This is a genomic window from Microbacterium sp. NPDC077391, assembly GCF_040686955.1.
Classification (GTDB): domain Bacteria; phylum Actinomycetota; class Actinomycetes; order Actinomycetales; family Microbacteriaceae; genus Microbacterium; species Microbacterium commune.
This window is the reverse complement of the sequence record NZ_JBFBMI010000001.1, coordinates 666,585-688,806: the sequence shown is the minus strand read 5'-3', so window position 1 is coordinate 688,806 and position 22,222 is coordinate 666,585. Positions and strand designations below refer to the sequence as shown.

The window sequence follows — 22,222 nt, the reverse complement described above, 5'->3', positions numbered from 1 at the left end:
GCTCGTCGCCGCAGCGCTCACTCCCGCGTGAAGTCCTCGAAGATCAGGGTCGTGCGAGTCGAGCGGATCGACGGGATCGCCTGGATGTCCTCCAGCACCACGCGACGCAGGTCGCGGGCGTCGCTGGCGCGCACGAGCAGGATCACGTCGAAATCGCCGCCGACGAGCGCCATGTGCTCCACCTCGGGGATCGCACGCAGCCGCGTCTGCACCTCCTGCCAGCTGGCCTGCTCGATCGCGAGCATGACGTAGGCGGATGCGTGATGCCCGAGCTGCACGGGGTCGGTGCGCACCGTGTAGCCCGCGATCACGCCCTGCTCGGTGAGCCGCTTGATGCGCGCGTGCGCGCCCGCCCGGGAGATGTGCACGCGCTCGGCGATGTGGGTCATCGACACCCGCGCGTCGCGTCGCAGCTCGGCGAGGATCGCATGATCTGTGGCATCGAGCTCGGCCATCGAGCACCGTCCGTTCCGTCAGTGGATGCTGACAGTCTGTCACCGGAATCCGCATCCGGCGAACGATCGTCCAGCAATAGGGATGATCGGTTGGACGCCTGGGGGGTCGCGGGCATCCTGGTGTCACCACGTTCGGCAAGGAAGGCGAACCGGATGATGCGAGACGACCTGCTCCCCCGCGAGACCCCCGTGCGTCTGATCGATCCGCACGGCGATGGGGTCGACGACGCGCACTACACCGCACCCGACATCGACCGGCTGCGCGACGCGTACCGCGCCCTCGTCGAGGGCAGACGCATCAACGACCAGGCCAGCGCGCTGGTGCGGCAGGGCCGACTGGCGGTGTACCCGTCCTCGCACGGTCAGGAGGCGTGCCAGGTCGCCGCGGCGCTCGTGCTCGACGAGCCCGACTGGCTCTTTCCCACCTACCGCGATGCCGTCGCGATCATCGGGCGCGGAGTCTCACCCGCCGACGCGATGGTGCTGCTGGCAGGCGACTGGCACAGCGGATACGATCCCGCCGAGCATCACGTCGCCCCGCAGGCGACACCGCTGGCGACGCAGCTGCTGCACGCCGTCGGCTTCGCGCTGGCCGCGCGGCACCGCGGCGAGAGCACCGTGGTGCTGGCGCTATGCGGCGACGGCGCGACGAGCGAGGGCGACTTCCACGAGGCGATGAACTTCGCCGCCGTGTTCCACGCGCCCGTGGTGTTCTTCGTGCAGAACAACGAGTTCGCGATCTCGGTGCCGCTGTCGCGCCAGAGCGCCGCTCCGTCTCTCGCGCACAAGGCGATCGGGTACGGGATGCCCGGTGAACGCGTCGACGGCAACGACGTCGCCGCCGTGCTCGCCGTTCTCGGCGAGGCGGTGGATCGGGCTCGCAGCGGCGGCGGACCGTCGCTCGTCGAGGCGCACACCTACCGGATGCAGGCGCACACCAACGCGGACGACGACACCCGCTACCGCGAGCGAGACGAGGTGCAGGCGTGGATCGAGCGCGACCCGCTGACCCGGCTTCGCGCGCACCTCGTCGCGCAGGACGCCCTCTCCGACGATGACGAGCAGCGCATCGCGGCGGGCGCCGAGCGCATCGCCGCCCAGCTGCGTGCCGCCCTCAACGCCGACGCCGACCTCGACCCCGAGGATCTGTTCCGCTTCGTCACGGCCGAGCGGTCATCGCAGCTGGAGGAGCAGTGGCGGATGCTGCAGGGCGAGATCGCACGGGATGCTCTGACGCAGGCGGGAGCACAGCCATGAGCATCGCATCCGACCTCCGCCCCGATCAGGCTACTCCTCATGTCGTCGGCACGATGACCATGGCCGCCGCCCTCAACCGCGCCCTCGCCGACGCGATCCAGGAGGATCCCGCGGTCGTCGTCTACGGCGAGGACGTCGGCGCCCTCGGTGGCGTCTTCCGCATCACCGACGGCCTCGCAGAGCGCTTCGGCGAGGACCGCTGCTTCGACACCCCGCTCGCCGAGGCCGGCATCGTCGGCACCGCGGTCGGCATGGCCATGAACGGCATGCGGCCGGTCGTCGAGATGCAGTTCGACGCGTTCGCGCTGCCGGCGTTCGAGCAGATCGTCAGCCAGGTCGCGAAGTTCGGCAACCGCACGCGCGGGTCGATGCGGATGCCGCTGGTCATCCGCATCCCGTTCGGCGGCGGCATCGGGGGCGTGGAGCATCACTGCGATTCGTCCGAGGCCTACTACGCGCACACGCCCGGTCTCACGGTCGTGTCGCCGTCGACCCCGCAGGACGCGTATTCGCTGCTGCGCGCCGCGATCGCCTCGCCCGATCCGGTGATCTTCCTCGAACCGAAGAAGCTCTACTGGTCGAAGGGCGAGGTCGACACCTCGATCACCGCCGAGCTCGGCACCGCCCAGATCGTGCGGGATGGCACCGACGTCACCCTCATCGCCTACGCGGCGATGGTTCCGGTTGCCCTCGAGGCGGCCGAGATCGCCGCCGAGGAAGGACGCAGCGTTCAGGTCATCGACGTGCGCTCGCTGTCGCCGTTCGACGATGCGACGGTCACTTCTGCCGTGCGCGCGACCGGACGCGCGGTCGTCGTCGCCGAGGCGCCCGGCTACGCGAGTGTCGCAAGCGAGATCCAGGCTCGCGTCTTCGAGCGGTGCTTCGAGCACCTCGAAGCGCCGGTGCGCCGGGTGACCGGCTTCGACACCCCGTACGCGCCGCCGAAGCTCGAGCACTGGTATCTGCCCGACGCCGATCGCGTGCTGGATGCCATCGACTCGCTCTACCCCGACGATGAGGAGACGACGCGATGACGACCGCGACAGCACGGGTCTTCCGCCTGCCGGATCTCGGCGAGGGACTCACCGAGGCGGGTCTCGTGCAGTGGCTGGTGGCGGTCGGCGACACGATCGCCACCGACCAGGCCATCGCCGAGGTCGAGACGGCGAAGAGCATCGTCGAGCTGCCCTCGCCGTTCGCCGGCGAGGTCACGGCTCTGCACGGCGAACCGGGAGACGTGATCGCGGTGGGCGCGCCCGTGCTGGAAGTCGCTGATCAGCACGGCACCGACGCGGCGGAGACGGTTCCGGATGCAGAGAAGGAGGCGTATCGCGCCGAAGAGCGTGCAGGTTCCGGCAACGTGCTGATCGGCTACGGCACCACGGAGCGCGCCTCGTCCGGTCGTCGCCGCGCACGAGCATCCGGCGCGGCACTGCCGCCCGCTTCTCCTCAGCCCGCACCGCCTCAGGCCACCTCTCAGCCCGCCCCGCCTCAGCCCACTCCTCAGCCGGCCCCGCCTCAGCGCACCGTCGCGGTGCGCTCGCCGATCGTTCGCCGGCTCGCACGGGATCTCGGCGTCGACGTGCGACAGCTCGAGGCGACGGGAGCAGACGGTGCTGTCACGCGTGCCGATGTGCTGCGGGCCGCGAACGCCCTCGAGGGGCAGCAGGAGCAGCCATCCGGAACGTCGCCGCAGAAATCCGGCAGCGCCGCAGACACGGTCGAAGGACTCGCCGTCGCCTCGCGCGAGCGGCTGTCGCCGATGCGCAGAGCGATCAGCGCGACGTTGAGCCGCAGTCGCGCCGAGATCCCCGAGGCCACCGTCTGGGTCGACGTCGACGCCACCGAGCTGTGGCGGGCGCGCTCGCGCATGGCACCCGAGGGGCAGCGAGCCCCGTCGCTCACCGCGCTCGTCGCGCGGTTCACGCTGATGGCCCTCGCGGACTTCCCGCTGCTGGCGTCGCGTCTCAGCGACGACGCCTCCGAGGTCATCTCGTTCGACGGCGTGAACCTCGGCGTAGCCGCCGACACCGAGCGCGGTCTGATGGTGCCGGTCATCAGCCGGGCGCACGAGCTGACCGTCGCGGAGCTCGACGCGCAGCTGCGCGAGCTCGCAGCCACGGCACGATCGGGCCGGATGCCGGCCGAGCGACTGCGCGGGTCGACTTTCACCCTCAACAACTACGGGAGCCTGGGCGTCGACGGGTCGGCCGCGATCATCAACCACCCTGAGGTCGCGATCCTTGGCGTCGGTCGCATGATCGAGCGACCGTGGGTCGTCGAGGGCCAGATCGTCGCACGGCGCATCACGCAGCTCTCGCTCGTCTTCGACCACCGGGTCTGCGACGGCGGCTATGCAGCCGGATTCCTGCGCCGTGTGGTGGAGCTGATCGAGCACCCGCTGCACGCATTCGGCAGCCTCTGAGCCGTAGGCGTGCCGTCAGCACGCGATCGCGACGGCTGCCGCCGCTCTGGCCTCCGCCGCCGTGGCTGCGGCGAGCGCGGCCTCCGCGGCGGCGCGGCACTGCTGTGGGGTCAGGGCCGCGAGAGCCGCCGCCACCCGGCCGAGCGAGCGCGGTGTCATCGACAGGCTGGTGGCGCCGAGCCCCACGAGCACGGGGGCGAGCGCCGGGTCTCCCCCGGCCTCGCCGCACACTCCGACCGCACGGTTCGCCGCTCGACCGGCTGAGCCGACGGTTGCGATCAGCCGCAGCACGGCCGGCTGCCACGGGTCGGTGAGGTCGCCCAGCTCGCCCAGGAGGCGATCGGCGGCCAGGGTGTACTGGGTGAGATCGTTGGTGCCGAGGCTGACGAAGTCGACCACCTCGAACATCTCTGCCGCGAGGATCGCCGCCGACGGGGTCTCGATCATCACGCCCACCCGTTCGAGACCTGCGGCCCTGGCAGCGGCGGCGAACTCGCGTGCCTCCTCGACGGTGGCGATCATGGGCGCCATCACCTCGACGTGCGCGGACTCGGCCGATGCCGCCTCGGCCAGCGCGCGCAGCTGATCGTCGAGCAGCTGAGGGTTGCGTCGGGCGATACGGAGTCCGCGGACGCCGAGCGCCGGGTTCTGCTCGTGATCGGCGTTCGCGAACGGCAGCGGCTTGTCGCTGCCCGCATCGAGCGTGCGCACCACGACCTTGCGCCCGGGGAAGGCCGCCAGCACCCCGCGATACGCCGCGACCTGCTCGGCGACGGTGGGTGCGTCGGTGCGGTCGAGAAAGCAGAACTCGGTGCGGAACAGACCCACGCCCTGCGCGCCGGCGGCGGCTGCGGTTCGGGCATCCGTCGTGTGACCGACGTTGGCGAGCAGCGGAAGCGACGACCCGTCGGCCAGCCGTCCTCTCCCGTCGAACGGTGTGACGGTCGCGGCGTGCGTCGCGGCAGCGATGCGCTCCCGGGTCGGCTCGAGCTCGACGGTGCCGCGATCGCCGTCGACGAGCACGAGGGTGCCGGCCGCGATCCCGGTCGCGCCGCGCGCCCCGACGACGGCGGGCAGGCCCAGAGAGCGGGCGATGATCGCGGTGTGCGAGGTGGGGCCGCCCTGTTCCGTCACGATCGCCGCGCAGCGCCCGCCCTGCAGCGCCGCGGTGTCGGCGGGCGACAGGTCGTGCGCGACGAGCACGAACGGCTCCGTGACCTGCGGCACGCCGGGAACGGTGAGGCCGAGGATCTCGGCGACGACGCGGTCGCGCACGTCGCGCACATCGGCCGCGCGCTCCGCCGTGCGCCCGCCGAGGGACTCCAGCGCCTGCAGCTGAGCAGCCGCGACCTCCCAGATCGCCCGGGCGGCGCTGCGGCCGGCATCGCGGGTCAGGGCCGACGCCTCGGCGACGACGTCGGGGTCGGATGCCAGCAGCGCAGACGCCTCCAGGATGCCGCGGGCCTCGCCCGATGACGCGGCCGCGCGGGAGCGCAGATCGGCTGCGACCGCGACGCACGCCTGACGGATGCGGGACGCCTCGGCCTCCCGCTCGTCCTCGGCGATCACCGTCGCGGCGTCCGGCTCGAGCACCGGCGGCGCGAGAGTGAGCGCGAAGGCCGCGGCGACACCCGCGCTCACGCCGCGCCCGCGCAGCAGCGTCCCCGGTGCGACCGCGGGCACGGCGGCGGGTGCGGCGGCGGGCGGACCGGAATGCGCGCTCGTGGGAGCGTCGTCGACCCCCTCACCGAACCCCTTGTCGAAGAGTGCGGCGATGGCGGCGAGCGCCTGCTCATCGCCATCCGGCGCTGAGAGCTCGATCTCGTCGCCTCGACGCGCGCCGAGCACGAGCAGACGGCTCAGGCTCGCCGCGGATGCCTCGGGCCCGCCGGGCAGTCGGCGCAGGCGCACGTCTGCCCCGGCGGACGCCTCGGCGATGAGTGCGGCGGGGCGGGCGTGGATGCCGAGCGGGTTGCGCACGCGCACCCGCCTCGTGATGCGGGGTTCCTCCGGCGGTGACGACGCAGGCACGGCCGAGGGAGGCGCGGCCGAGGCAGGCGCGGCCGAGCTAGGCACGGCGGTCGCCGTCTCGACCGAGGCAGTATCGACCGGTGCATCCCCCTGCAGCTGACCGGTCTTCGCGTCCAGCGCCGCCGCGGCCTCGGTGGCCACCACGTCGAGCGACCCGCCGGCGGCGGCCGCGATCACCGCTGCCAGCAGTCCCTCGACGAACGGCGCCGGCGCCAGTCGCACGGGCACGTCGCTGGTGCGCAGCTCGAGAGCGAGCTCGGCGCTCATCACCGCCGAGCCGAGATCCATGAGCACGAGCACGCCATCGCACTTCGTGGCCAAGTCGTCGATCGCGGAGGCGACGGCGACGGCATCCGTGCCGAGGATCGGCGTCCCGTCGGCGTCTGCCCCTGCGCCGGCGGCCACCCGCACCTGCGCGCCGCCGCCGTGCACCATCTGCAGCGCGAGCTCGAGGGCTGCCTCACCCAGCCGAGCGCTGTGCGACACGGCGACGACGCCGATCATCCGGCTGCGTCCTGCGCCGCCGCGGCGAGGGTCTCGAACAGGATCGCCGTCGACGCCGCCCCCGGGTCGAGGTGACCGGCGCTGCGTTCACCGAGGTAGCTCGCGCGTCCCTTTCGGGCGACGAGCGGACGTGTGGCGTCGCGTCCGGCGGCGGCGGCATCCGCCGCGGCGACCAGCGCTGCCCCCAGATCCGCCCCCGCGGCGAGGGTCGAGTCGAGGGCGTCGACGGCAGGCGCCATCGCGTCGTACATGGTCTTGTCGTCGGCCTCGGCCTTGCCCCGAGCGACGACGCCGTCGAGTCCGGCGCGCAGCGCGGTCGCGAGCGATGCGGCGTCGAGAGTCGGCACGGCGCCCGCGGTCATTCCCATGCGCAGGAAGAACGTGCCGTACAGCGGGCCGCTCGCGCCGCCCACCGAGCTGACGAGCGTCATCCCGACGCCCTTGAGCAGCTCGTCGATCGTCTCCGGTGCACCCGCATCGAGCTTGTCGATGACGGCGGCCATGCCACGGGCCATGTTGGCGCCGTGGTCGGCGTCGCCGATGGCCGAGTCGAGTTCGGTGAGCCACTCGCGGTTGTCGTTCATCGCGACGGCGAAGCGCGAGATCCAGTCGTGCAGGGCGGCGGTGTCGATGGTCGAGGTCATGCGTGCTCCTGAGTGGCGAAGGCGGTTTGGTGTCGGCGGAGTCAGGCGGACGGCGCGGGTCAGGCGCCCCAGCGCAGGCCGGGGGTGATGACGGGGGCATCCCACAGGCGCAGGATCTCGTCGTCGGCCTTCAGCACGGTCACCGAGCAGCCTGCCATGTCGAGCGAGGTGATGTAGTTGCCGACGAGGTTGCGGGCGATCTGCACGCCCGCTTTCTCGAGCAGGGCGGCGACCTCCGCGTACATCAGGTACAGCTCGATCTGCGGGGTCGCGCCCATGCCGTTGAGCATGACGATCGCGGGGCCGGTGAGATCGAGGTCGGCGAGGATCGGCTCGACGAGCTGCCGGGCGATATCGGATGCCGGGGCCAGCGGCTCGCGGTGCCGGCCCGGTTCGCCGTGGATGCCGATGCCGATCTCCATCTGGTCGTCCGGGAGGTCGAACGTGGGCTTGCCCGCCGCCGGGACCGTGCAGCTGGTGAGCGCCATGCCCATCGAGCGCCCCTGTGCGTTCACCTTCTCGGCGAGCGCGACGACCGCGGCGAGGTCCTGGCCCTCCTCGGCGGCGGCGCCGACGATCTTCTCCAGCAGCACGGTCAGGCCGACGCCGCGGCGTCCGGCCGTGTAGAGCGAGTCCTGCACGGCGACGTCGTCGTCGACCACCACGGTGCCGACCTCGATGCCGTCCATCTCGGCGAGCTCCGCCGCCATCTCGAAGTTGAGCACGTCACCGGTGTAGTTCTTCACGATGTGCAGCACACCCGCACCACGGTCGACGGTCTTCGTGGCGGCCTGCACACGGTCGGGGGTCGGCGAGGTGAAGATCTCTCCGGCGACGGCCGCGTCGAGCATCCCGACCCCGACGAAGCCACCGTGCAGCGGCTCGTGGCCCGACCCGCCGCCGGAGACGACGGCGACCTTGCCCTGCTCCTTCGGCGTCGCGCGGGTGATCACGTGCGTGTCGAGATCGACCGAGAGCTCGGGATGCGCGGCGGCGACTCCCCGCAGCGATTCGACGAGCACGTCCTCCGGCTTGTTGATGAGCTTCTTCATGCTGCGATCTCCTTCGATCTCACGGGCGTCGCCCGCTCGGGAACGTCCTCCGTCATGGTCGAATCTGCTCGGAGCCCCTCGCGTTGTCAAGGTCGATCGCGCAGCCGCGGTTCCGCCGCCTGCGGGCGTGGCGGTTGCCATACCGGGAGCGATCTGGAATCGTATTCCTGAACGATCGGTCTGTAATAGATCCGGTGACCGCGCTCGAGAGGATGACGATGTCCGAGGCCTATCTCGTCGACGGCGTGCGCACGCCGGTCGGCCGGTACGGCGGCGCCCTCGCCGGCGTCCGTCCCGACGACCTCGCCGCGCTGGTCGTCGCCGAGGCGGTCTCCCGGGCGGGAGTGCCGGCGGATGCCATCGACGAGGTCATCCTGGGAGCCGCGAACCAGGCCGGTGAGGACAACCGCAACATCGCTCGAATGGCGGTGCTGCTGGCAGGACTGCCGGACAGCATCCCGGGGTTCACGGTCAACCGCCTGTGCGCGTCGGGGATGACGGCGATCGCCCTGGCTTCGCAGGCGATCCGCGCCGGCGACGCCGACCTGATGGTCGCCGGCGGCGTCGAATCGATGACCCGCGCGCCGTGGGTGCAGGCCAAGCCCGATCGCGCATGGGCAAAGCCCGGCGACGCGTATGACACGTCGATCGGGTGGCGGTTCCCGAATCCCCGCCTGCTGGCTCGTGACAAGGCGACGTTCTCGATGCCCGAGACGGCAGAGGAGGTCGCGCGCGTCGAGGGGATCAGCAGAGCGGATGCCGACGCCTTCGCCCTGCTCAGCCATCAGCGAGCCCTCGCCGCCATCGACGCCGGGAGGCTGTCGCCGGAGATCGTCGCGGTCGAGTCGACCCGCGGGCTCGTCGACACGGACGAGGGACCGCGCCGCGAGACGTCGCTCGAGGCGCTGGCCGCGCTGCGTCCGGTCGTCGCGGGCGGTGAGGTGGTCACCGCAGGCAACGCGAGCTCGCTCAACGACGGCGCCTCGGCGATCGTCGTGGCGGGGGCGGATGCCGTCGCCCGGTACGGACTGCGCCCGCGGGCGCGCATCGTGGCATCCGCCAGCGCCGCGCTGGCGCCGGAGATCATGGGTCTCGGCCCCGTGCCCGCCACCGAGAAGGCGCTGAAGAAGGCGGGGCTCACCGTCGCTGATCTCGGCGCGGTCGAGCTGAACGAGGCGTTCGCGTCGCAGTCGCTGGCGTGCATCCGACGCCTCGGCGTCGACCCCGAGATCGTCAACGCCGACGGCGGGGCGATCGCCCTCGGGCATCCGCTCGGCTCCAGCGGCTCGCGTCTGCTGGTCACGCTGCTCGGTCGGATGGAGCGCGAGGGTGCGCGCTTCGGGCTCGCCACGATGTGCGTCGGCGTGGGGCAGGGCACGGCGATGATCGTGGAGCGCATCGATGGCTGACGCGCTGCGGATCGAGACGCGGGGCGACCGGACGGTCGTGACGCTCGCCCGCCCCGCCGTGCGCAACGCGATCGACCAGACGATGGTCGACGAGCTGCACGCGGTGTGCGCTGATCTCGAGAACGAGCCGCGGGTGCTCATCCTCACCGGCGCCGACGGCGTCTTCGCGTCGGGAGCCGACATCCGCCAGCTGCGTGACCGCACCGCCGACGACGCGCGGCGCGGCATCAACTCGACCGTCTTCCGTCGCATCCGCGAGCTGCCGATGCCGGGCATCGCCGCGGTCGACGGCTTCGCGCTGGGCGGCGGGGCCGAGCTCGCGTACGCCGCCGACATCCGCATCGGCACGCCCCGCGTGCGCTTCGGCAACCCCGAGACGGGACTCGGCATCATCGCCGCGGCCGGCGCCACGTGGCGGCTGCCCGAGATCATCGGCCACGCCCGTGCCAGCGAGCTGCTGCTCACCGGCAGGATCATCGACGCGCAGGAAGCCCTCGCGTGGGGTCTGCTGTCGTCGCTGCACGAGCCCGACGAGCTGCTCGGCGCTGCGCACGCCATCGCCGACCGCATCTGCGCGAACGGCGCACGGGCCACCGAGCTCACCAAGCGTGCGCTGCTCGCGCCCGCCGACCAGCATCCGGCGATCGAGCTCGAGCTGCAGGCCGAGCTGTTCGACAGCGATGAGAAGCGCCGGCGCATGACGGCGTTCCTCGAGCGCCGCGCGACACGTGCCGAGAAGGAGAGCCGATGAGCGTTCCGGGAACCGTGGGCGTGCTGGGCGGCGGGCGCATGGGCGCCGGCATCGCACACGCCTTCCTGCTGGCCGGCGCGCGGGTGCGGCTGGTCGAGCGCGACGAGCAGTCCGCCGACGCCGCGCGGACGCGCGTGCTGGCGAGCATCGAGAACTCGGTGCGCCGTGGCGACCTCGTCGAAGCGCGTCCGGTGATCGAGTCGTTCGCCGTGCACACCGACCCCGTCACCTTCGCGGGCGTCGGCCTGGTGATCGAGGCCGTGCCCGAGGATCGCACCCTGAAAGCCGAGGCACTGGCGCATATCGAGCAGATCGTCGCACACGACGCCGTGCTCGCCACGAACACGTCGTCGATCTCGATCGACGAGCTCGCCGCCTCCCTCGAGCGGCCCGAGCGGTTTCTCGGGCTGCACTTCTTCAACCCCGTGCCCGCCTCTGCGCTCGTGGAGATCGTGGTCGGGTCGCGCACCGATCGCGCTGTCGTCGACGCCGCCCGGGAATGGGTCGCGACGCTGCGCAAGACCCCGGTGGTGATCCGCGACTCCCCCGGTTTCGCGTCGAGCCGGCTCGGCGTGCTGCTGGGGCTGGAGGCGATCCGGATGCTCGAGGAAGGCGTCGGCGACGCCGCCGACATCGACGCGGCCATGGAGCTGGGCTATCGGCATCCGATGGGTCCGCTGCGCACCACCGACGTGGTCGGACTCGATGTGCGCCTCGGCATCGCCGCGGAGCTCGCGCGCGAGCTCGGGCCGCGGTTCGAGCCGCCGCGGCTGCTGCGGCAGATGGTGGATGCCGGAAAGCTGGGCCGCAAGAGCGGCGAGGGGTTCTACGTGTGGAACGAGGAGAGATGACCGATTTCCTGCCGAGCTACGTTCAGGGCGAGTGGTGGACGCCGAGTGCCGGCGCGACGGGCACCGAGGTGCGCGACGCGTCGACGGGTGAGATCGTGACGCGGGTCTCGACCGAGAGCCTCGATCTCGAGGCCGCTCTCGAGTACGCCCGGACGACGGGTCACTCCTCGCTCGCCGAGTTGACCTTCCACCAGCGGGCACTGCTGCTCAAGCAGTTCGCCCTGGCGCTGACCGAGCGCAAGGACGAGCTGTACGCGATCTCGGCGCGCACCGGCGCGACGAAGGGCGACTCATGGGTCGACATCGACGGCGGCATCGGGGTGCTGTTCTCGTACTCGGGCAAGGGCCGCCGCGAGCTGCCGAACGGTCGCGTGCATGTCGATGGGCCGGTCGAGCCGCTCTCGAAGGACGGCAGCTTCCTCGGCCGGCACGTGTACACGACGCTGCCCGGCGTCGCCGTGCAGATCAACGCCTTCAACTTCCCGGTGTGGGGGTCTCTCGAGAAGCTCGCCCCGGCGTTCCTTGCCGGTATGCCGACGCTGGTGAAGCCCGCCACGCCGACCGGATATCTCGCCGAGGCGATGGTGCGCATTCTCGTCGAGTCGGGGCTGCTGCCCAAGGGGTCGCTGCAGCTGGTCAGCGGCAGCGTGCCCGATCTGTTCGATCACCTGCGGCTCGGTGATCTAGTCGGTTTCACCGGCAGCGCGTCGACCGCCGAGAAGCTGCGGCAGCACGCGGCCGTGCAGACCGGCGGGGTGCGCTTCACCGCCGAGACCGACTCGATCAACGCGTCGGTGCTGGGCACGGATGCCGTGGCCGGCACGCCCGAGTTCGACGCCTACGTGCGCCAGCTCGTCGTGGAGATGACCAGCAAGGCGGGCCAGAAGTGCACGGCCATCCGCCGGGCGATCGTCCCGGCGGCGGCAGCCGACGATGTGATCGAGGCCGTGCGGGCGCGGATCGCGCAGAAGACGGTGCTCGGCGACCCGCGTGCCGAGGGCGTGACTATGGGGCCGCTCGCCTCGACGGCGCAGCGCGACGAGGTACTGCGCCAGGTGCAGAAGCTGCGGGATGCCGGTGGCCGGGTCGTGGTCGGCTCGACAGATGCGCCCGCCGTGCGGCATGCCGACGGGTCGGCGGGCCCAGCACCTGACGGGGCTTTCGTGGCGCCGCTGCTGCTGCGCTTCGACGATGCGAGCGCCGAGGCCGTGCACGATGTGGAGGCCTTCGGCCCGGTGTCGTCGCTGCTGACCTACTCGACCACGGCCGAGGCCGCCGACCTCGTCGCTCGCGGTGGCGGATCGCTGGTGACGAGCATCGCCACGCACGACCCGGCTCAGGCAGTCGAACTCGCGACGCGCATCGCGCCCTTCAACGGCCGGATGCTGCTGCTCGACCGCGACGACGCCCGCTCGTCGACCGGGCACGGCTCTCCCCTGCCCGGGCTCGTGCACGGCGGTCCGGGTCGCGCGGGAGGTGGTGAGGAGCTGGGCGGCATCCGCGCCGTGCTGCACCACATGCAGCGCACGGCGGTGCAGGGGTCGCCTGAGATGCTCACGGCGCTGACCGGAGTGTGGCACACGGGTGCGGCGACGAGCGCCGGTGATCGGCATCCGTTCCGCAAGTCGCTCGCCGAGCTGCGGATCGGCGACCAGATCGCGTCGGATGCCCGAGAGGTGACGCTCGACGACATCGAGACGTTCGCGCACTTCACCGGCGACACGTTCTACGCCCACATGGACGAGGACTCCGCGGCGGCCAACCCGTTCTTCCCCGGCCGCGTCGCGCACGGCTACCTGCTCGTGTCGTGGGCGGCGGGGCTGTTCGTCGATCCCGAGCCCGGCCCCGTGCTGGCGAACTACGGGCTCGAGAACCTGCGGTTCGTCACGCCGGTGTCGCCGGGGGACAGCATCCGGGTCGAGCTGACGGCCAAGCAGATCACCCCGCGCGAGACCGACGAGTACGGCGAGGTGCGCTGGGATGCGGTGATCCGCAATCAAGGCGACGAGGTCGTCGCAACCTACGACGTGCTGACCCTGGTCAGCAAGCAGCCGGTCGCCGACTGAACAGTCCCTGCCGAAAACGCTGCGGTCGGGGTTTCGGCGATATGGGTTTCGGCAGGGGGTTTCGGCGGGCGGTTCATCGGCGTGTCGCGCGTCTTGTCGACGAGGTCGGCGCGACTGCCGGAAACGATCGTTACCGGTCAGTTCGGGCGATGACATCCAGGAAGTCCCGTACATGAGGCGGCGGAGCCGTCCCCGCCCAGATGGCGGTGAGCGGGCGGGTGATCTGGAGATTGTTGATCCGAACTCGGACGAGTCGGCCGGCACGGGTGTCCTCGGACACTGCGAGGGAGCTCAGCGCGCCGGGGGCGATGCCGGCCATAATCGCGCTGCGAACGCCGAGCGTGGTCGTCAGCACGGCTGCGGGCTCGGCTGCGAGGGGAAAGCCCGCCACGGCGAGGGCGTTCTCGAGCGCTCGTCGGGTGCCGCTGCCGGTCTCGCGGAGCACCAACCCAGTGGCCGCCAGTTCACGAACGGACACCTGGCGGGTCTTCGCCCACCGGTGACCGTGCTGCACAACGACTTCGATGGTGTCGTAAGCAACAGTGACTGACCGGAGGCCGGCGGGAACGACAGGGGTCTCGATGAGCCCGAGGTCTGCGGTTCCCTCGCGTATGGCCTCGACGACCGTGCTGCTGTTGGCGGCTGTGAGCTGAACGACCGGGCCGTCATCGCCGTGAGAGATGCGCCACCGGGCGATCCATTCCGGTAGTAGGTGTTCTGCGATCGTGAGGCTCGCGGCGATGCGCATCATCTTCCCGCGATCCGTGCGGAGCGAATCGACAGCATCCGAGAACTCATCGGCCGCCGTCAGCAGCGTTGTTCCCCAGCCGACAATCAGCTCGCCCGCCGGAGTCAATCGCGAACCCCGTGCAGAACGCACCAGGAGTCGCACGCGCAAATCTTTTTCCAGTTTCCGGATGCGCAGAGACACCGCCTGCTGACTCACGCCCAACTGCGTGCTTGCCGCCGACATGCTGCTTTCCTTCACGACGAGCGCCAAGGCTCGCAGTGCCTCCAAGTCCGGCCCGTTGCGCATCTTCCGCCTCCCAAGCACAAGCATAACTTGTATGGCGGACGGTATCTGCCTCTACTCGCACGAGCGGTCCGAGGAAATGATGGATGCATGACCCATGCCCAGGACGTTGCGACCGCCCGACCGGAACACACGCTGCTTGCCCGAGTCCGCGCGCTGCTGCCCGGGCTTGTCCTCTGCCTCGCCGCGGCCGGAGCATCGTACGGGGTCAGCCTGCTGCTGCCGGGAGTCAGCCCGCTCATTATCGCGATCGTGCTTGGCGTACTCCTGGCCAACGTCGTCCGGCTGCCAGCGGCAGCCTCCGACGGCATAGACTTCTCCGCGAAAAAGCTCCTGCGCGCCGGCATCGTCTTCCTCGGACTCCAACTGGTACTGACAGACATCCTCGAACTCGGAGCCCCGATGCTGGTCGTCATCGTGTGCATTGTCGCCGGCGGACTGTTCGGCACCGTTCTCCTGGGGAAGCTGCTACGGGTTCCATCCGGGCTCTCGCTGCTAATCGCCTGCGGATTCTCCATCTGCGGCGCGGCAGCCGTGGCGGGCGCGGCAGGGGTCACCGATCCGGACGACGAGGCCGAGGAAGACACCATCACCGCGGTCGCCCTCGTGGTGATCTTCGGAACGCTGATGATTCCCCTCGTCCCACTGATCACGGACCTGCTTGGCCTGGGCTCCGAGACGGCCGGGATGTGGGCAGGGGGTTCCATCCATGAAATCGCGCAAGTCGTCGCCGCTGGAGGCATCATCGGTGGCGGAGCGCTCACGGTCGCGGTCATCGTCAAACTCGCCCGAGTGCTGCTGCTCGCCCCTGTCGTGGCCATCCTTAGCATCCGGCAGCGCCGTCTCAGCCGTACGGCAGGCGAACCCAGTCAACAGAGGTCGAGTTCGAAGCTGCCGCCCATCGTCCCGCTGTTCATCATCGGGTTCATCGCCATGGTGCTCCTGCGTTCCTTTATCCCTCTGCCGGACTTCGTGCTGACGACCGGCGGGCTGCTGCAGACAGGGTTGCTGGCTGCAGCGATGTTCGGACTCGGCTGCGGCGTCAAGATTCGGAACCTCATCAAGGTGGGCCTCAAGCCCTTCGCCCTGGCCGCGCTCTCCACCCTCCTCGTCGCCACCATCGCCTATTGCGGAGTCACCCTCGCCGGCTGAACATGGCTGGCACCAGGGCGTCACTACGCGCCGCAAACGATCGTTTACGGCAGGGGGCAGTCAGCCTGTTTGACGGCGTTGCGCGGTCTCAGAGCCCGAATGCTCCTCCGCTGATCAGGATGAATACACCGAGCCCGATGAGGACGAGAGGGAACAGGACGTGTTCCCAACGTTCCAAGATCTCGGCGACCGGACGTCGCGTGGCGATGAACTTGGCCACGATGACGAGCACAGCAACGAGCGCGAGGAACACGACGCAGTATGCGACCACCGCCGCGGGTCCGACGTTGAGGAAAACGGGGACGTAGACGCCGATGTTGTCACCGCCGTTAGCGAAGGTGACCCCAGCTACGGCCCAGACAGCAACCTTCTTGCCTTCGATCTTCGCCTCATCGTCATCATCGTCGTGCCGGCGGCGCCATGCTTGCCAAGCTGCCCATAGTCCTAACGCCAGCGGGATGAGGCCGAAGTATGGAATGACCTCGGGCGGAAGGAAGGCTCCGGCGCCGAGGGAAACGAGTACGGCAGCGCCGAGAATGCCGACGAATCCCAGGTACTGACCCGCCAGGATTCGAGTTGTCGTGCCGCGTTGCCCCGCGCCGCGGGCGAAGAATAGGGACAACACGATGATGTCGTCGATGTTCGTGGCTAGGAACAGACCGATCGCTTGGAGGACAGAGAGAATCATGTGTTCGCTTTCCGGAGATAGAGCAACAAGCCAAGTCCCACGCCGACGCCGAGGATGACGTCGGCAAGGTTGCCGATGAAGAGGTTGCCGTAGGCCAGGAAGTCGGTGACGTGACCGCGACCGAATCCGGGCGGAGCGAGCAAGCGGTCCAGCAGGTTGCCAACCGCGCCTCCCCACAGGAGTCCGATCGCGATCGCCCACCCAGCCGTTCGGGCGCGCGTCGCGGCGATGAGCAGCGCGATGGATGCGGCAGCGGCCAAGACGGTCAGGAGCCAGGTCGCGTCGGCGCCGAGAGACATCACGGTGCCAGGGTTGAACGCGAGCTGCAGCCCGAGCCAGTCTCCGAGGATGGGGACTCGGTCGGCCTCGCTGAGCCGTGCAAGGGCGAGTACCTTCGTGCCTTGGTCGACCCAGACGGCGACCGCTGCGACACCTACTGCGAGTAGGAACCGCAGCAATCGGCTTCGCGCGGACGCTCGGTCGGGCGAACTCGTCGCGTCCCGACGAGTGGCTCTGCCGAGAGTGATTCCGTCATCGGGCCGGGTCATGCCTTTCTCCGTCGCGCCGCTCGGAGCCCGTTGAGGATAACGACAACCTCTGCGACCTCGTGAACAAGGACGACGGCTGCCAGACCTAGGTATCCGGTAATCGCCAAGGGCAACAGCACCGCGATGATCGCGATGGACAGCACAACGTTCTGATTGATGATGTTGCGGCCACGGCGTGCGTGTTCCAGTGCCTGCGGGATAAGGCGCAGGTCATGTCCAGTGAACGCAACATCGGCCGACTCGATCGCGGCATCCGCGCCCTTCGCTCCCATCGCGATTCCCAAGTCCGCGGAAGCCAGCGCGGGGGCGTCGTTGATGCCGTCCCCGATCATGGCCGTGGGTTGCGACTTCGACAGTGCTGCGACAGCGGCAGCTTTATCCTCGGGGCGTAGCTCGGCGCGCACATCGCTGATCCCGGCCTGTGCGGCCAGAGCTGCGGCGGTGCGAGCGTTGTCGCCGGTGAGCATTGTCACCGCGATTCCACGTCGGGTGAGGGTTGCGATGACATCGGAAACTTCAGGGCGCAGCTCATCACGCACTCCTACCGCGCCAACAGGCTGGTCGTTGCGGTGCACGATAACCACAGTCATCCCCTCGGATTCCATTGCCTGCACCTCGCCGTCCAGCGAACCGGCGTCCAGCCAGCGCGGGCTACCCACCGCGATACGGGCACCGTCGAGCGTGCCAGAGATGCCGTGTCCGGCAGTCTCACTGACGGCCTCCGCGGTTCGGGCCTCGGAAACGGCGGTGGTGATCGCAGCAGCCAGGGGGTGCGTACTGTGACCCTCCAAGCTCGCCGCCCACGCGAGCACATCGTCCTCGGTCGTCCCCGCGACGGTGACGACGCGGGCCACGGTGGGCTCATTGCGGGTCAGGGTGCCGGTCTTGTCGACAGCGAGATGGCGGATCCCACCAAACCTCTCGAACGCGGCCCCGGACTTCACCACCACACCAAACTTCGATGCTGCACCGATCGCGGCTACGACGGTGAGCGGAACAGCGATCGCCAGGGCGCACGGGGACGCGGCGACCAGCACGACCAAGGCGCGGGTGATCCACAGCTCAGGATCGCCAGTCAGGAGCGAACCGAGCACACCGACCAGAACCGCGAGGATCATCACTCCGGGAACGAGAGGACGGGCGATCCGGTCAGCCAGTCGCGCCCGGTCGCCCTTCTCAGCTTGCGCCTGCTCGACCAGCTCGACGATCGTCGTCAGCGAGTTGTCGGTGCCAGCAGCGGTCGCCTCGATTTCGAGAACGCCTGTGGTGTTGATCGACCCGGCAGAGACTTCGTTGCCGGGATCGACGTCGACCGGGATCGACTCGCCCGTGATCGCTGAGGTATCCAGGCTGCTCCGCCCAGTCCGCACAATGCCGTCTGTGGCTACCCGTTCACCCGGGCGCACCACGAGCACGTCTCCCACGCGCAGATCCTTCGCCTCCACTTCGGACGTCGCGTCGCCTCTCTTGACGAGTGCGGTTTCGGGTACGAGCTTCAACAACGCCCGCAAGCCCGCGCGTGCACGGTCCATGGCCCTGTCCTCCAGCGCTTCCGCGATGGAGTACAGGAACGCCAACGCGGCGGCTTCCTCGACGTAGCCGAGGATGACTGCACCGGTAGCGCTGATCGTCATCAACAGTCCGATCCCGAGCTTTCGCTTCGCGAACAGCTTGCGCAGCGCACCCGGAACGAAAGTCGACGCACCCAACAACAGAGCCACCCAGAACAGCACCAGGCCCGCGGCCTCTGCGCCGGTCCACTCGCACACCAGGCCGGCGCCGAACACCACGCCGGAGAAAATCGGGATCAGAACGCCCGGGCTCCGGTACCACGGCCGGTCATCGTCATCATCGTCGTCGAGGTCGACATGCTCGACGTGCGAACCCGTGACCGAGCTCACGCCCGCAACTCCCCCGCCACGCATCCTTCGACCCCACAGTCCGGGTCCATGCACGGCACACTCTCATCGACCGCGAGCGTCACGTCAACCAGCGCCGTCAAGGCGCGGGCAAGGTGTGGGTCTGCGACCTCGTAGCGAGTCTGCCGCCCCTCGGGCTCAGCCACCACGATCCCGCACCCGCGCAAACACGTCAGGTGATTCGAGACGTTGGAACGAGACAGCCCCAGCTCCCGAGACAACACCGCCGGGTAGCTCGGTCCGTCAAGAAGGGTCAGCAGGATGCGCGAACGAGTAGGGTCAGCCATCGCCCGCCCGAGCCGGTTCATCACGTCAAGTCGATCTGAAATAGTCAGCATACGATGACTATACATTGTGCGATGTACAGTTTACCGCCGTCTTCATGCATCCTCAAACGGCTTCCACCGGTTCGAGACGCTCGCCTGGGCGGGCATCACTTCCGGCATCGTCGACGCCTGGCCGGCGGCGCCAAAGACGACCCGGGTATCAAGGCTGCCTTTCGGGAATAGACCGGCACCCGTTGAGTTGGATACCCCTAGGGGGTATCTTGTGAGCATGAACGGTTACACCGACAACAAGGCGGATCTGCGTAAGCGATTGAGTCGGGTTGAGGGTCAGGTGCGGGGTATCTCTCGGATGGTCGATGAGGACAAGTACTGCATCGACATCCTGACGCAGGTCGCTGCGGCCACGAAGGCGCTTGAAACTGTGGCGTTGTCGCTTCTCAGCGACCATCTGAGTCATTGCGTCGCCCAGGCAAGCGCTGAGGGTGGCGAGGTTGCCGCGGAGAAGGTCCGCGAAGCAAACGATGCCATCGCTCGCCTGGTCCGTTCATAACCACTCGTCAAACTACTTGGGAGGAACTCACCATGACTGACCGCATCGAACTTGGACTGAAGGACGCGAACGCTGGTTGCGCGTGCTGCGCCGCTCCATCGAACACCGAAGCATCCACTCCTGTCACGACCCCGGTCTCGGAGGATGTCCTGGTCACCGGGATGACGTGCTCACACTGTGTGTCGAGCGTCAGTGAGGAACTGAGCGCCCTGGACGGTGTCGCGTCCGTCACCGTCGACCTGAACACTGGCGGCCCGTCCCGAGTGACGATCCACAGCGCATCCCCTGTCGATCCCGCTGCCGTGAGGGCTGCGGTCGAAGAGGCCGGCTACAGCCTCGCGACCGGTCACGCCTGACCCACTATCCGTCCGCGCCCGGGTCATCCCCGGGCGCATCCGAGCAAGGGTTTCCGATGAGCCAGCACGACGAACACACCCATCACACTGGACACGAGAATCACGGCGGTGCGCCGACAGCGCAGCATGACCACGCGGCGATGAGCCACGATCACGGCGCTCCTCAAGAACACGCCGGTCACAGCGGTCACGAGGGCCACGCCCGCCACGCCGGCCACGGCGATCACGTGGGCCAGTTCCGGCGATTGTTCTGGATCATGCTGATCCTCGCGGTCCCTGTTGTCGGGTTCTCGATGATGTTCTCGATGCTGCTCGGGTACCCGCTGCCGGAGGCCGCGTGGATCGGGTGGGTATCCCCGGTTCTCGGGACGGTCATGTACGTGTGGGGTGGTGCCCCGTTCCTCACCGGCGCGGTGAGTGAGCTGCGTGCCCGTAAGCCCGGCATGATGCTGCTGATCGCCCTGGCGATCACTGTGGCGTTCCTCGCATCCTGGGGTGCGAGCCTCGGGCTGCTGCATCACGAGCTGGACTTCTGGTGGGAGCTGGCGCTGCTAATCGTGATCATGCTGCTCGGTCACTGGATAGAAATGCGTTCGCTCGCACAGACGACCTCAGCGTTGGATTCCCTGGCTGCGTTGCTGCCCGACGAGGCGGAGAAGATCGAGGGAGATACGACCGTGACGGTCGCCCCGTCTGATCTGCAGGTGGGTGACATCGTGGTGGTGCGCCCGGGTGGGCGGGTGCCCGCGGACGGGAGGATCGTGCAGGGCTCGGCCAGCATGGACGAGTCGATGATCACCGGCGAATCGCGCCCGGTACGTCGCAGCGACGGCGACCAAGTCATCGCCGGCACCGTCGCCACCGATTCCGGGGTCCGGGTCGAGATCACCGCAATCGGTGAAGACACTGCTCTCGCCGGGATCCAGAAACTGGTGACCGAGGCGCAGAACTCATCCTCACGAGCGCAGCGACTCGCAGACAAGGCGGCAGGGTGGCTGTTCTGGTTCGCACTCGGCGCTGCCGCCATCACCGCGATCGTCTGGACGGTCGTCGGCCTGCCCGACGCCGCAGTGATCCGCACGATCACCGTGCTGGTAATCGCCTGCCCGCACGCTCTGGGCCTGGCGATTCCGCTCGTCGTGTCGATCGCGACCGAGAGGGCCGCGCGTGGAGGCGTTCTGATCAAGGATCGTCTCGCGCTGGAGAGCATGCGCACCGTCGATACCGTCCTGTTCGACAAGACCGGCACGCTCACCAAGGGCACTCCCGCTGTGACCGCGATCGACCCCGTCTCCGGAACCGACCCTGATCAGTTGCTGGCGTGGGCGGCGGCCGCGGAAGCAGACTCCGAGCACCCGCTCGCTCGCGCGATCGTGAACGCGGCGAAGGAGAAGACTCTCACGGTCTATTCCTCCTCCGACTTCGAATCTTCCCCGGCGGTTGGGGTGCGTGCACGTGTCGATCGACGCATCGTGCAGGTCGGTGGCCCGTACATGCTCGAGCAGGAGCATGCCTCCGAGCTGCCGGTCGCCGACGAATGGCGCGATGAGGGGGCGATCATCCTCCACGTGCTCGTCGACGGCCAGGTCGCCGGAGCGCTGCGTTTGGCGGATGAGATCCGCTCGGAGTCGCGTCACGCCGTCGACGCCCTCCATGAGCGCGGCGTGCAGGTGGTCATGATCACCGGTGACGCCGACGCGGTTGCCGCCTCGGTCGCGAGCGAACTCAGCATCGACCGCTACTTCGCCGGGGTCCGACCGGAGGACAAGGCCTCGAAGGTGAAAGAGCTTCAGGGCGAAGGCCGCAAGGTCGCGATGGTCGGAGACGGTGTCAACGATGCCCCCGCACTCGCGCAGGCCGACGTCGGTATCGCCATCGGCGCCGGGACGGATGTCGCGATCGCCTCCGCGGGCGTCATTCTCGCCAGCGACGACCCGCGGTCGGTGCTGTCGGTGATCGAGCTGTCGCGGGCCAGCTACCGGAAGATGAAGCAGAACCTCTGGTGGGCCGCCGGCTACAACCTGCTCTCCGTCCCCCTCGCGGCCGGCGTGCTCGCCCCCATCGGGTTCGTGTTGCCCATGTCGGTGGGTGCGCTGCTGATGTCTCTGTCGACCATCGTGGTCGCCCTCAATGCACAGTTGCTGCGCCGCCTGGATCTGCGCCCGGACGCGGTGACGGGCACGTAGCCGAGAATCAGTCAGGTCACCCGAAGAGGCGCATAGTCCGCGGTGTTAGCATCCTGAG

General features: G+C 69.2%; 20 protein-coding genes. 11 read left to right on the top strand and 9 right to left on the bottom strand.

Going from position 1 to position 22,222, the window contains the following annotated elements; genetic code table 11:
- Positions 1-17: 17 nt before the first annotated feature.
- Positions 18-455, bottom strand: coding sequence for an Lrp/AsnC family transcriptional regulator (locus AB0O65_RS03115; protein ID WP_071644550.1), 438 nt, complete (start codon positions 453-455; stop codon positions 18-20).
- A gap of 153 nt (positions 456-608) precedes the next feature.
- Here AB0O65_RS03115 and pdhA point away from each other — a divergent pair, with 153 nt between their 5' ends.
- The 3 genes from pdhA to AB0O65_RS03100 are packed head-to-tail and all read left to right on the top strand — an operon-like array spanning position 609 to position 4,137.
- A complete protein-coding gene (gene pdhA / locus AB0O65_RS03110; protein ID WP_313477568.1) occupies positions 609-1,712 on the top strand; it encodes a pyruvate dehydrogenase (acetyl-transferring) E1 component subunit alpha in 1,104 nt (367 codons plus the stop codon).
- Positions 1,709-2,746, top strand: coding sequence for an alpha-ketoacid dehydrogenase subunit beta (locus tag AB0O65_RS03105; RefSeq protein WP_363382993.1), 1,038 nt, complete (start codon positions 1,709-1,711; stop codon positions 2,744-2,746). The genes pdhA and AB0O65_RS03105 overlap by 4 nt, the downstream gene beginning before the upstream one ends.
- Complete coding sequence (locus AB0O65_RS03100) at positions 2,743-4,137, top strand: dihydrolipoamide acetyltransferase family protein (RefSeq protein WP_363382990.1); 1,395 nt, start codon at positions 2,743-2,745, stop codon at positions 4,135-4,137. Before AB0O65_RS03105 ends, AB0O65_RS03100 begins: the two co-directional genes overlap by 4 nt.
- Positions 4,138-4,152: 15 nt before the next feature.
- Here AB0O65_RS03100 and ptsP read toward each other — a convergent pair whose 3' ends face one another.
- Genes ptsP through dhaK form a run of 3 tightly spaced genes read right to left on the bottom strand, consistent with a single transcriptional unit; the run spans position 4,153 to position 8,368 of the window.
- Entirely contained in the window at positions 4,153-6,672 is a 2,520-nt protein-coding gene (ptsP, locus tag AB0O65_RS03095; RefSeq protein WP_363382988.1) for a phosphoenolpyruvate--protein phosphotransferase, read from the bottom strand.
- Complete coding sequence (dhaL, locus tag AB0O65_RS03090; RefSeq protein ID WP_363382986.1) at positions 6,669-7,316, bottom strand: dihydroxyacetone kinase subunit DhaL; 648 nt, start codon at positions 7,314-7,316, stop codon at positions 6,669-6,671. Before dhaL ends, ptsP begins: the two co-directional genes overlap by 4 nt.
- Positions 7,317-7,375: 59 nt before the next feature.
- Positions 7,376-8,368: a dihydroxyacetone kinase subunit DhaK gene (gene dhaK, locus AB0O65_RS03085; protein WP_363382984.1), complete on the bottom strand. Its 993-nt coding sequence runs from the start codon at positions 8,366-8,368 to the stop codon at positions 7,376-7,378.
- A gap of 218 nt (positions 8,369-8,586) precedes the next feature.
- Between dhaK and AB0O65_RS03080 the strand changes: the two genes are divergently transcribed.
- Genes AB0O65_RS03080 through paaZ form a run of 4 tightly spaced genes read left to right on the top strand, consistent with a single transcriptional unit; the run spans position 8,587 to position 13,445 of the window.
- Complete coding sequence (locus AB0O65_RS03080) at positions 8,587-9,777, top strand: acetyl-CoA C-acyltransferase (RefSeq protein ID WP_363382982.1); 1,191 nt, start codon at positions 8,587-8,589, stop codon at positions 9,775-9,777.
- Positions 9,770-10,528, top strand: coding sequence for an enoyl-CoA hydratase/isomerase family protein (locus tag AB0O65_RS03075; RefSeq protein WP_363382979.1), 759 nt, complete (start codon positions 9,770-9,772; stop codon positions 10,526-10,528). The genes AB0O65_RS03080 and AB0O65_RS03075 overlap by 8 nt, the downstream gene beginning before the upstream one ends.
- The gene (locus AB0O65_RS03070) at positions 10,525-11,379 is read left to right on the top strand and encodes a 3-hydroxyacyl-CoA dehydrogenase family protein (RefSeq protein WP_363382977.1); all 855 of its coding nucleotides are present in this window, start codon (positions 10,525-10,527) and stop codon (positions 11,377-11,379) included. The genes AB0O65_RS03075 and AB0O65_RS03070 overlap by 4 nt, the downstream gene beginning before the upstream one ends.
- The gene (gene paaZ, locus AB0O65_RS03065; RefSeq protein WP_363382971.1) at positions 11,376-13,445 is read left to right on the top strand and encodes a phenylacetic acid degradation bifunctional protein PaaZ; all 2,070 of its coding nucleotides are present in this window, start codon (positions 11,376-11,378) and stop codon (positions 13,443-13,445) included. The genes AB0O65_RS03070 and paaZ overlap by 4 nt, the downstream gene beginning before the upstream one ends.
- Positions 13,446-13,575: 130 nt before the next feature.
- Here paaZ and AB0O65_RS03060 read toward each other — a convergent pair whose 3' ends face one another.
- On the bottom strand, positions 13,576-14,481 hold the full coding sequence (locus AB0O65_RS03060) for a LysR family transcriptional regulator (protein ID WP_016996892.1): 906 nt from the start codon (positions 14,479-14,481) through the stop codon (positions 13,576-13,578).
- Positions 14,482-14,568: 87 nt separating this feature from the next.
- Between AB0O65_RS03060 and AB0O65_RS03055 the strand changes: the two genes are divergently transcribed.
- Positions 14,569-15,630, top strand: a complete 1,062-nt coding sequence (locus AB0O65_RS03055) for a YeiH family protein (RefSeq protein WP_196383414.1) — start codon at positions 14,569-14,571, stop codon at positions 15,628-15,630.
- A gap of 88 nt (positions 15,631-15,718) precedes the next feature.
- Here AB0O65_RS03055 and AB0O65_RS03050 read toward each other — a convergent pair whose 3' ends face one another.
- From AB0O65_RS03050 to AB0O65_RS03035, 4 genes are read right to left on the bottom strand one after another with little or no spacing between them, the layout of a single operon-like run.
- Positions 15,719-16,318, bottom strand: a complete 600-nt coding sequence (locus AB0O65_RS03050; protein ID WP_188700527.1) for a cadmium resistance transporter — start codon at positions 16,316-16,318, stop codon at positions 15,719-15,721.
- Positions 16,315-16,866 (bottom strand): signal peptidase II, encoded by a 552-nt coding sequence (locus tag AB0O65_RS03045; RefSeq protein WP_363382968.1) that lies wholly within the window; start codon positions 16,864-16,866, stop codon positions 16,315-16,317. The genes AB0O65_RS03050 and AB0O65_RS03045 overlap by 4 nt, the downstream gene beginning before the upstream one ends.
- Positions 16,863-18,767 carry a cation-translocating P-type ATPase gene (locus AB0O65_RS03040; protein WP_363382966.1) on the bottom strand — a complete coding sequence of 635 codons (1,905 nt, stop codon included), beginning with the start codon at positions 18,765-18,767 and terminating at the stop codon, positions 16,863-16,865. Before AB0O65_RS03040 ends, AB0O65_RS03045 begins: the two co-directional genes overlap by 4 nt.
- Positions 18,764-19,123 carry a metalloregulator ArsR/SmtB family transcription factor gene (locus tag AB0O65_RS03035; protein WP_053548253.1) on the bottom strand — a complete coding sequence of 120 codons (360 nt, stop codon included), beginning with the start codon at positions 19,121-19,123 and terminating at the stop codon, positions 18,764-18,766. The genes AB0O65_RS03040 and AB0O65_RS03035 overlap by 4 nt, the downstream gene beginning before the upstream one ends.
- 217 nt (positions 19,124-19,340) lie before the next feature.
- On the opposite strand from AB0O65_RS03035, the gene AB0O65_RS03030 reads away from it, so the two are divergent.
- The 3 genes from AB0O65_RS03030 to AB0O65_RS03020 are packed head-to-tail and all read left to right on the top strand — an operon-like array spanning position 19,341 to position 22,164.
- Complete coding sequence (locus AB0O65_RS03030; protein WP_053548254.1) at positions 19,341-19,622, top strand: metal-sensitive transcriptional regulator; 282 nt, start codon at positions 19,341-19,343, stop codon at positions 19,620-19,622.
- 32 nt (positions 19,623-19,654) lie between these two features.
- The gene (locus tag AB0O65_RS03025) at positions 19,655-19,978 is read left to right on the top strand and encodes a cation transporter (protein WP_155048972.1); all 324 of its coding nucleotides are present in this window, start codon (positions 19,655-19,657) and stop codon (positions 19,976-19,978) included.
- A gap of 56 nt (positions 19,979-20,034) precedes the next feature.
- The gene (locus AB0O65_RS03020) at positions 20,035-22,164 is read left to right on the top strand and encodes a heavy metal translocating P-type ATPase (RefSeq protein WP_053548205.1); all 2,130 of its coding nucleotides are present in this window, start codon (positions 20,035-20,037) and stop codon (positions 22,162-22,164) included.
- The last annotated feature ends 58 nt before the right edge of the window (positions 22,165-22,222 follow it).

Excerpts from the sequence above, each read along its gene's own strand:
- AB0O65_RS03050 (WP_188700527.1), bottom strand. The coding sequence starts at position 16,318 with ATGATTCTCTCTGTCCTCCAAGCGATCGGTCTGTTCCTAGCCACGAAC.
- AB0O65_RS03030 (WP_053548254.1), top strand. The coding sequence starts at position 19,341 with ATGAACGGTTACACCGACAACAAGGCGGATCTGCGTAAGCGATTGAGT.
- AB0O65_RS03105 (WP_363382993.1), top strand. The coding sequence starts at position 1,709 with ATGAGCATCGCATCCGACCTCCGCCCCGATCAGGCTACTCCTCATGTC.
- AB0O65_RS03115 (WP_071644550.1), bottom strand. The coding sequence starts at position 455 with ATGGCCGAGCTCGATGCCACAGATCATGCGATCCTCGCCGAGCTGCGA.
- AB0O65_RS03055 (WP_196383414.1), top strand. The coding sequence starts at position 14,569 with ATGACCCATGCCCAGGACGTTGCGACCGCCCGACCGGAACACACGCTG.
- AB0O65_RS03075 (WP_363382979.1), top strand. The coding sequence starts at position 9,770 with ATGGCTGACGCGCTGCGGATCGAGACGCGGGGCGACCGGACGGTCGTG.
- AB0O65_RS03080 (WP_363382982.1), top strand. The coding sequence starts at position 8,587 with ATGTCCGAGGCCTATCTCGTCGACGGCGTGCGCACGCCGGTCGGCCGG.
- AB0O65_RS03045 (WP_363382968.1), bottom strand. The coding sequence starts at position 16,866 with ATGACCCGGCCCGATGACGGAATCACTCTCGGCAGAGCCACTCGTCGG.
- dhaK (WP_363382984.1), bottom strand. The coding sequence starts at position 8,368 with ATGAAGAAGCTCATCAACAAGCCGGAGGACGTGCTCGTCGAATCGCTG.
- paaZ (WP_363382971.1), top strand. The coding sequence starts at position 11,376 with ATGACCGATTTCCTGCCGAGCTACGTTCAGGGCGAGTGGTGGACGCCG.
- AB0O65_RS03020 (WP_053548205.1), top strand. The coding sequence starts at position 20,035 with ATGAGCCAGCACGACGAACACACCCATCACACTGGACACGAGAATCAC.
- AB0O65_RS03025 (WP_155048972.1), top strand. The coding sequence starts at position 19,655 with ATGACTGACCGCATCGAACTTGGACTGAAGGACGCGAACGCTGGTTGC.
- AB0O65_RS03035 (WP_053548253.1), bottom strand. The coding sequence starts at position 19,123 with ATGCTGACTATTTCAGATCGACTTGACGTGATGAACCGGCTCGGGCGG.
- dhaL (WP_363382986.1), bottom strand. The coding sequence starts at position 7,316 with ATGACCTCGACCATCGACACCGCCGCCCTGCACGACTGGATCTCGCGC.
- ptsP (WP_363382988.1), bottom strand. The coding sequence starts at position 6,672 with ATGATCGGCGTCGTCGCCGTGTCGCACAGCGCTCGGCTGGGTGAGGCA.
- AB0O65_RS03060 (WP_016996892.1), bottom strand. The coding sequence starts at position 14,481 with ATGCGCAACGGGCCGGACTTGGAGGCACTGCGAGCCTTGGCGCTCGTC.
- AB0O65_RS03070 (WP_363382977.1), top strand. The coding sequence starts at position 10,525 with ATGAGCGTTCCGGGAACCGTGGGCGTGCTGGGCGGCGGGCGCATGGGC.
- pdhA (WP_313477568.1), top strand. The coding sequence starts at position 609 with ATGATGCGAGACGACCTGCTCCCCCGCGAGACCCCCGTGCGTCTGATC.
- AB0O65_RS03100 (WP_363382990.1), top strand. The coding sequence starts at position 2,743 with ATGACGACCGCGACAGCACGGGTCTTCCGCCTGCCGGATCTCGGCGAG.